Raw genomic sequence first — 6,104 nt, 5'->3', positions numbered from 1 at the left:
GGGGGTGTGCGCCACGGGGCCCGCCGGGGCGGGGGCTACCCGGGGGGCGGGGGCTCCGGCCACCCCCCGTGGGACGGCGGCGGCGCGGGGGGGCGGCCGGGGGCGGCCCGCCTCTCCCTGTGCACCGGTCTCGGGGTCGACCGGGTTGTTCTCGGAGTTGTCCGAGGTCACTTCTTGTCCGAGTCGGAAGGCTCGTCGACAACCTCGGCGTCGACGACGTCGTCGTCATTGCCTGCGCCGTCGGTGTTTCCGGCTTCGTTGGCTGCGGAGGCCTCGTAGATTGCCTGGCCAAGAGCCTGCGACTCGGTGCCCAGCTTCTCCACGGCGGTCTTCACTGCCGAGATGTCGGTGCCTGCGAGGGCGTCGTTGACGTCCTTGATCGCTGCCTCGACCTTGGTCAGGATCTCCTCGGAGACCTTGCCAGCGTTCTCGCCGTCACGCTGTTCCTTGACGAACTTCTCCGTCTGATGGACCAGCGACTCGGCCTGGTTGCGGACCTCTGCCTCTTCGCGGCGGGCCTTGTCTTCCTCGGCGTGAGCCTCGGCGTCCTTGACCATGCGCTCGATCTCTTCCTTGGACAGACCGGAGCCGTCCTGGATCTTGATCGTGTTTTCCTTGCCGGTGCCCTTGTCCTTCGCGGTCACGTGCACGATGCCGTTGGCATCGATGTCGAAGGTGACCTCGATCTGCGGGACGCCACGCGGTGCGGGCGGCAGATCCGTGAGCTCGAAGGAGCCGAGAAGCTTGTTGTGCGAAGCGATCTCGCGCTCACCCTGGAACACCTGGATCTGCACCGAAGGCTGGTTGTCGTCAGCCGTGGTGAAGGTTTCACTGCGCTTGGTCGGGATGGTGGTGTTGCGCTCGATGAGCTTGGTCATCACGCCACCCTTGGTCTCGATACCGAGCGAGAGCGGTGTGACGTCGAGGAGCAGAACGTCCTTGACCTCACCCTTGAGGACACCGGCCTGCAGAGCAGCACCGACGGCCACAACCTCGTCCGGGTTGACGCCCTTGTTGGGCTCACGGCCACCGGTCATCTCGCGAACCAGGTCGGAGACAGCCGGCATACGGGTGGAGCCACCGACGAGAACAACGTGGTCGATGTCCTTGACGGAGATGCCACTGTCCTTGATCACGGCCTGGAACGGCGCGCGGGTGCGGTCGAGGAGATCAGAGGTGATCTTCTGGAACTCGCTACGCGTGAGCTGCTCGTCGAGGAACAAGGGGTTCTTGTCCGCGTCGACCGTGATGTACGGGAGGTTGATGGAGGTGCTCTGCGAGCTGGAGAGCTCGATCTTCGCCTTCTCCGCAGCCTCACGCAGACGCTGCAGGGCCATCTTGTCCTTGGTCAGATCGATGCCGTTCTGAGCCTTGAACTTGTCGACGAGCCAGGAGACGATGCGCTCGTCCCAGTCGTCGCCACCGAGGTGGTTGTCACCGGAGGTTGCGCGAACCTCGACGACGCCGTCGCCGATTTCCAGCAGGGAGACGTCGAAGGTGCCGCCACCGAGGTCGAAGACCAGAATGGTCTGCTCGGTGTCACCCTTGTCCAGGCCGTATGCCAGTGCAGCCGCGGTGGGCTCGTTGACGATACGGAGAACGTTGAGGCCGGCGATCTGGCCGGCTTCCTTGGTGGCCTGACGCTGTGCGTCCTCGAAGTATGCGGGGACGGTAATCACGGCATCCGTGATTTCTTCGCCGAGGTAAGCCTCTGCGTCACGCTTGAGCTTCATGAGCGTGCGAGCGCTGATTTCCTGCGGCGTGTACTTCTTGCCGTCAATCTCGACATTCCAGTCGGTGCCGATGTGGCGCTTGACGGAGCGGAGGGTGCGATCGACGTTGGTGACCGCCTGGTTCTTCGCAGGCTGGCCGACGAGGACCTCGCCGTTCTTTGCGAATGCGACGACGGACGGCGTGGTACGCGAGCCTTCGGAGTTGGCGACCACTACGGGCTCGCCGCCCTCCAGCACTGCTACTACCGAGTTGGTCGTACCGAGGTCGATACCGACTGCACGAGCCATAGTGTTCCTACCTTTCGTTCTGCGGTGCTCTGTCCGAGTGCTTGATCTCGGCCATGACCGCGCGTTTTTCGCTTGGTGAGCGTCCTCCGCTCAAGTTTGCCCTCAACCGAGGCTGAGAGTCAACTCGAAGTTGAGCCGGGGGCGCTCAAGCTTGTCGAAATGGTCAACTACAACACCGGTAAATTTGTTCCCGGCCTCCGAGAAATTTCCGAAATGTGCTCCGGATCACCCGGACTGGTTACGATCGGCCCGTGACGGATCCCGACAATTCTCCCAGCGCCGATACGCGCCCCAGTCCCGCGAGGCCCGCAGTCTCGATCCGTCCGCTGCACCAGCACTCGCCCCATCGAACACCAAAAGTCTCGATGGCGGCCTGGGCGGGGTCCGTCGTTGTACTCCTGGCAATCGCCGCGATCATGATCGTGAACCTGACCGAGATCCGTAGCGCGCTAGAGGCGTCGATCGCGCGGGACAATCCCGATTACTCGGCAACCGACATCTCCGACGCGGTCACCGTCGTCCTGATCTGCAGTGGCGCCGCTGCTGTCCTTCTACTTCTGTTCACGCTTCTGACAGTGCAACTGTTGTCTGCCCGGAAGTCTTCCGCGCGGATCGTGGGCGCGGTGGTGGGCGTACTCGGGATTGCCGCCGGCCTGGGATTCCGGTCATTGGTCTCGGGCGCCGACGACGTGAGCGCCGTACTCGGTTGGGGACCACTCCTGTACTGCACGGTTGTAGCGGTGGCGGCGATCACCGGCGTGCGCCGATGAAAGTTCACATTCAGCTCGACTCCGCACCCGGCGACGGGGCCGCCCGCAGTCGCGAACTTGCCCAGACCGGCGCCGGTGGGCTTTTCACGTTCGAAGGCCCACACGATGTCTTCTTCCCGCTCGTGGAAGCCGCGTCGTCGGTGGAGTTGGACCTCATGACCAATGTCGCCATCGCGCTCCCCCGCAGCCCGATGCACCTGGCGCATTCCGCGAACGATCTCCAACTTCTCAGCCGGGGACGGTTCCGCTTGGGCCTCGGTTCGCAGATCAAACCGCACATCGAGAAGCGCTACAGCGCAACGTGGTCGCGGCCGGCGGCGCGCATGCGGGAAACCGTCAGCGCGATCACCGCCATTTTCGACGCGTGGGAACACGGAACTCCCTTGAACTTCCGCGGCGAGTTCTTCACCCACACCCTGATGCCGCCCACCTTCAACCCCGGCCCCAACCCATTCGGTCGCCCGCAGATTCTGATGGGCGCACTCGGGCCGATCATGACGCGAACCGCGGCCGCAGTGGCCGACGGTCTGCTGGTCATGCCGTTCCACTCCGAGCGCCACTTCCTCGAGCGGACCCTGCCGGCCGTCGACGCCGGCCTCCACGAATCCGGCCGAACCCGAGAGGAATTCACGATCATCCCGCAGGTGATCGTGGGCGTCGGACGTGGCGGCGAGCAACTGGATGCAGCGGCCCGCGGAGTCCGCAGCCTGCTCTCGTTCTACGGCTCGACCCCCGCCTACCGGCCCGTGCTCGACGTCGAAGGTTGGGGCGACGTCCAGCCCCAGCTCAACGCGCTGTCCAAACGAGGCGGGTACGCCGAAATGGCGTCACTGATAACCGATCCCATGCTGACAACTCTTGCTGTCGTCGGCACACCGGAAGAATGCGCTACCGAAATCCGGCGACGATTCGGAAATCATGCCACCGAAGTATGTTGCTATTTCCCGGGTTACGACGCGGATCCGGCAGATGTGGCGTCGATGATCTCGGCGCTCGCCCAGTCCTGATCACGCCCCCAGCGTGCGGGCAAGATCGATCAACGAATCACGGGCAGCGCTCAGGCTGATCTTCCCCTGCTCGATCAGCGGTGCCATGGGCGGAATACGCTGCGCCAAAGTCAGTTCCGCGGTGATAACGCTGACGTTCATACCCATCGAAACACCCAACACCTGAACGAGCGGCGGCACGGTATGGTCATCGCCTTCGTTCCCGGAACCCGGCGCATAGGTGTTTCCGCGACTGGACACGATCACCACCGGCTTACCCGCCATGGGCTGAGCAGAAGTTCCAGCAGGCGGCGTATCAAAAGGCACAGTCGTTCCCAGGACATGCACGTAGTCGATCCACGCCTTCAACGTGGACGGGATCGACCAGTTGTACATCGGTGCACCGATCACGACAACATCCGCAGCAGCGAGTTGCTCGATGACGCGAGCCTGCAGTGCTTCCGAATCGGCGGCCGGCTGCTCTGCAGCCACTCGCAGCCGCGGTGCGTAGTGCAGGGCCGCGTCGGAGAGGTGTGGCAGCGGATCCCGGTGCAGATCCAATCCGACTACCTCATGCGCGGGGCTGATCTCCGCCCACGTCTGAGCGAACAACGCGGTGAGTTCACGGGACGTCGACGTGTGAAGGTCGGCTGACGAATCGATGTGCAGTAGCTGTGGCATCCTTCCATCAGTACCAGAGCGCGCTCAACTCTTCTCCTCTGCGAGATCGGATTCCGCCGCGTACTGCGCCAGCAGTACACGCTCGCGCTCGCGGTGCGGATAGAAGAACGTCACGACAAGACCGCCGACGCACACGATGATGATTGCCGCAATGTAGGCCTTGGTATCGCCGTCCAGGAAGGCGCTTTTGGCGGCGGTCATGATCTGATCCGCGTATTGCGGGTAGCGCTCTGCCAGAACTTCGGCGCTGGAGAACGATTTGGTGAGCGCGGCCTGAGTTTCGGGGGTTACCTGGGAAGCTTCCGGCGATGACGAGATCGCATTCCCCAACGATTTTGCGTACCCGGCCGTGAGTATTCCACCGAGAATGGACTGCATGATGGCGCCGCCCAGGTCGCGTTGCAGATCCGAGGTACCCGACGCCATACCTGCGCGGTGCACGGGAACTGACCCGGTGAGGGAACGCGATGCCGGTGTGCCGGCCAGGCCGACGCCGATACCGACAAGCGCGTAGGCGAGCGCGACCTGCCAGTACTGTGTGCTTTCGTTCCACATGAACAGCGCGACAAACAATCCGAGAACCACAAACAGGTAACCGGAGAGCAGAGTGACACGGGCGCCGTACCTTTCGATCATCGTCGCCGACCGCGGCGCAACGATCACCATCGCCAGAGCGGCCGGAATGATGGCCGCACCCGCCGCCAGCGTCGAGTAACTCAGTACGTTCTGCAGGAACTGCTGGCCGATGAACATTGCGCCCATGAGAGAACCGAACACCACCAAGCCGCCAACGGCCGCTACCCAGAAGGTGGGACGAGCGGCTACGTGGAGGTCGAACAGTGGATTGACCGCGCGTCGTTGTTGCAGGAAGAACCCGATACCGGCGACCAGTGCGATCGCGCCCAGGACCAACGCCATTGTTCCGGAGCCCTTGACCGGTGCGAAGTTGATGGACAACACCAGCGCCCCGATGAAAACGACGGACACGATTCCGCCGAGATGATCAACCGGATCGGTGGTCTCGTTGACATGGGCGGGAACCAGAATCACCGCGCACACCAAGGCCAGGAGAGCCAACGGGAGGGTCACGAAAAAGACCGAGCCCCAATCGAACTTCTCGAGTAACGCCCCGGACACGATGGGGCCGAGAGCCGAAATCGCGCCACCGATCGCAGACCACATCGCGATCGCCTTGGTCCTCGCCGGCCCCGCCCACAGTGCCGTGATGATCGCCAGCGTTGTCGGGAACGCCAAGCCCGCCGAGATACCACCGACGATGCGGGCCGCGAACAATACTTCGAAGCCGCCTGCAAACCCCGCGACGAGTGACGCCGGAATCGACAACGCCATACCCGTCACCAGGAGCATCTTGCGGCCGTACCGGTCACCGACCGCACCGAGATACAGGACTGTGCCTGCCAATCCCAGTGAATACCCGACGGCTATCAGATTGAGTTGCGTCTGACTCGCGTCGAACGCCTTGCCGATGTCAGGCAGGGCAACATTGGCCACCGACAGATTGAGGTTTGCCACCGCCGCAACCAGAATGAGTGTGCCGAGTACGTACGTGGCACGATCCGGAGACTTCGACGTGATGTCGTTCGACATAGGGCTGCTCCCAACGAGGCCGAATCCGAACCAGGCGT

Annotated in this window: 5 protein-coding genes; 2 read left to right on the top strand and 3 right to left on the bottom strand. The window is 63.3% G+C overall.

Going from position 1 to position 6,104, the window contains the following annotated elements; all coding sequences use genetic code 11:
- Positions 1–167 precede the first annotated feature (167 nt).
- The gene (gene dnaK / locus R4P64_RS24260) at positions 168–2,021 is read right to left on the bottom strand and encodes a molecular chaperone DnaK (protein WP_317823038.1); all 1,854 of its coding nucleotides are present in this window, start codon (positions 2,019–2,021) and stop codon (positions 168–170) included.
- A gap of 251 nt (positions 2,022–2,272) precedes the next feature.
- Between dnaK and R4P64_RS24255 the strand changes: the two genes are divergently transcribed.
- The gene (locus R4P64_RS24255) at positions 2,273–2,791 is read left to right on the top strand and encodes a hypothetical protein (RefSeq protein ID WP_317823036.1); all 519 of its coding nucleotides are present in this window, start codon (positions 2,273–2,275) and stop codon (positions 2,789–2,791) included.
- Positions 2,788–3,798 (top strand): TIGR03617 family F420-dependent LLM class oxidoreductase, encoded by a 1,011-nt coding sequence (locus tag R4P64_RS24250; protein WP_317823034.1) that lies wholly within the window; start codon positions 2,788–2,790, stop codon positions 3,796–3,798. Before R4P64_RS24255 ends, R4P64_RS24250 begins: the two co-directional genes overlap by 4 nt.
- Here R4P64_RS24250 and R4P64_RS24245 read toward each other — a convergent pair whose 3' ends face one another.
- Entirely contained in the window at positions 3,799–4,458 is a 660-nt protein-coding gene (locus R4P64_RS24245; RefSeq protein ID WP_317823032.1) for an FMN-dependent NADH-azoreductase, read from the bottom strand.
- Between the two features lie 24 nt (positions 4,459–4,482).
- A complete protein-coding gene (locus R4P64_RS24240; protein WP_095886848.1) occupies positions 4,483–6,066 on the bottom strand; it encodes an MFS transporter in 1,584 nt (527 codons plus the stop codon).
- Between the last annotated feature and the right edge of the window lie 38 nt (positions 6,067–6,104).

Source organism: Rhodococcus sp. IEGM 1366 (assembly GCF_033142425.1).
In the GTDB taxonomy this organism is placed as follows: Bacteria; Actinomycetota; Actinomycetes; order Mycobacteriales; family Mycobacteriaceae; genus Rhodococcus_F; species Rhodococcus_F globerula.
Note: the sequence above shows the minus strand (reverse complement) of the source record. Positions and strands in the feature narration are given on the sequence as shown.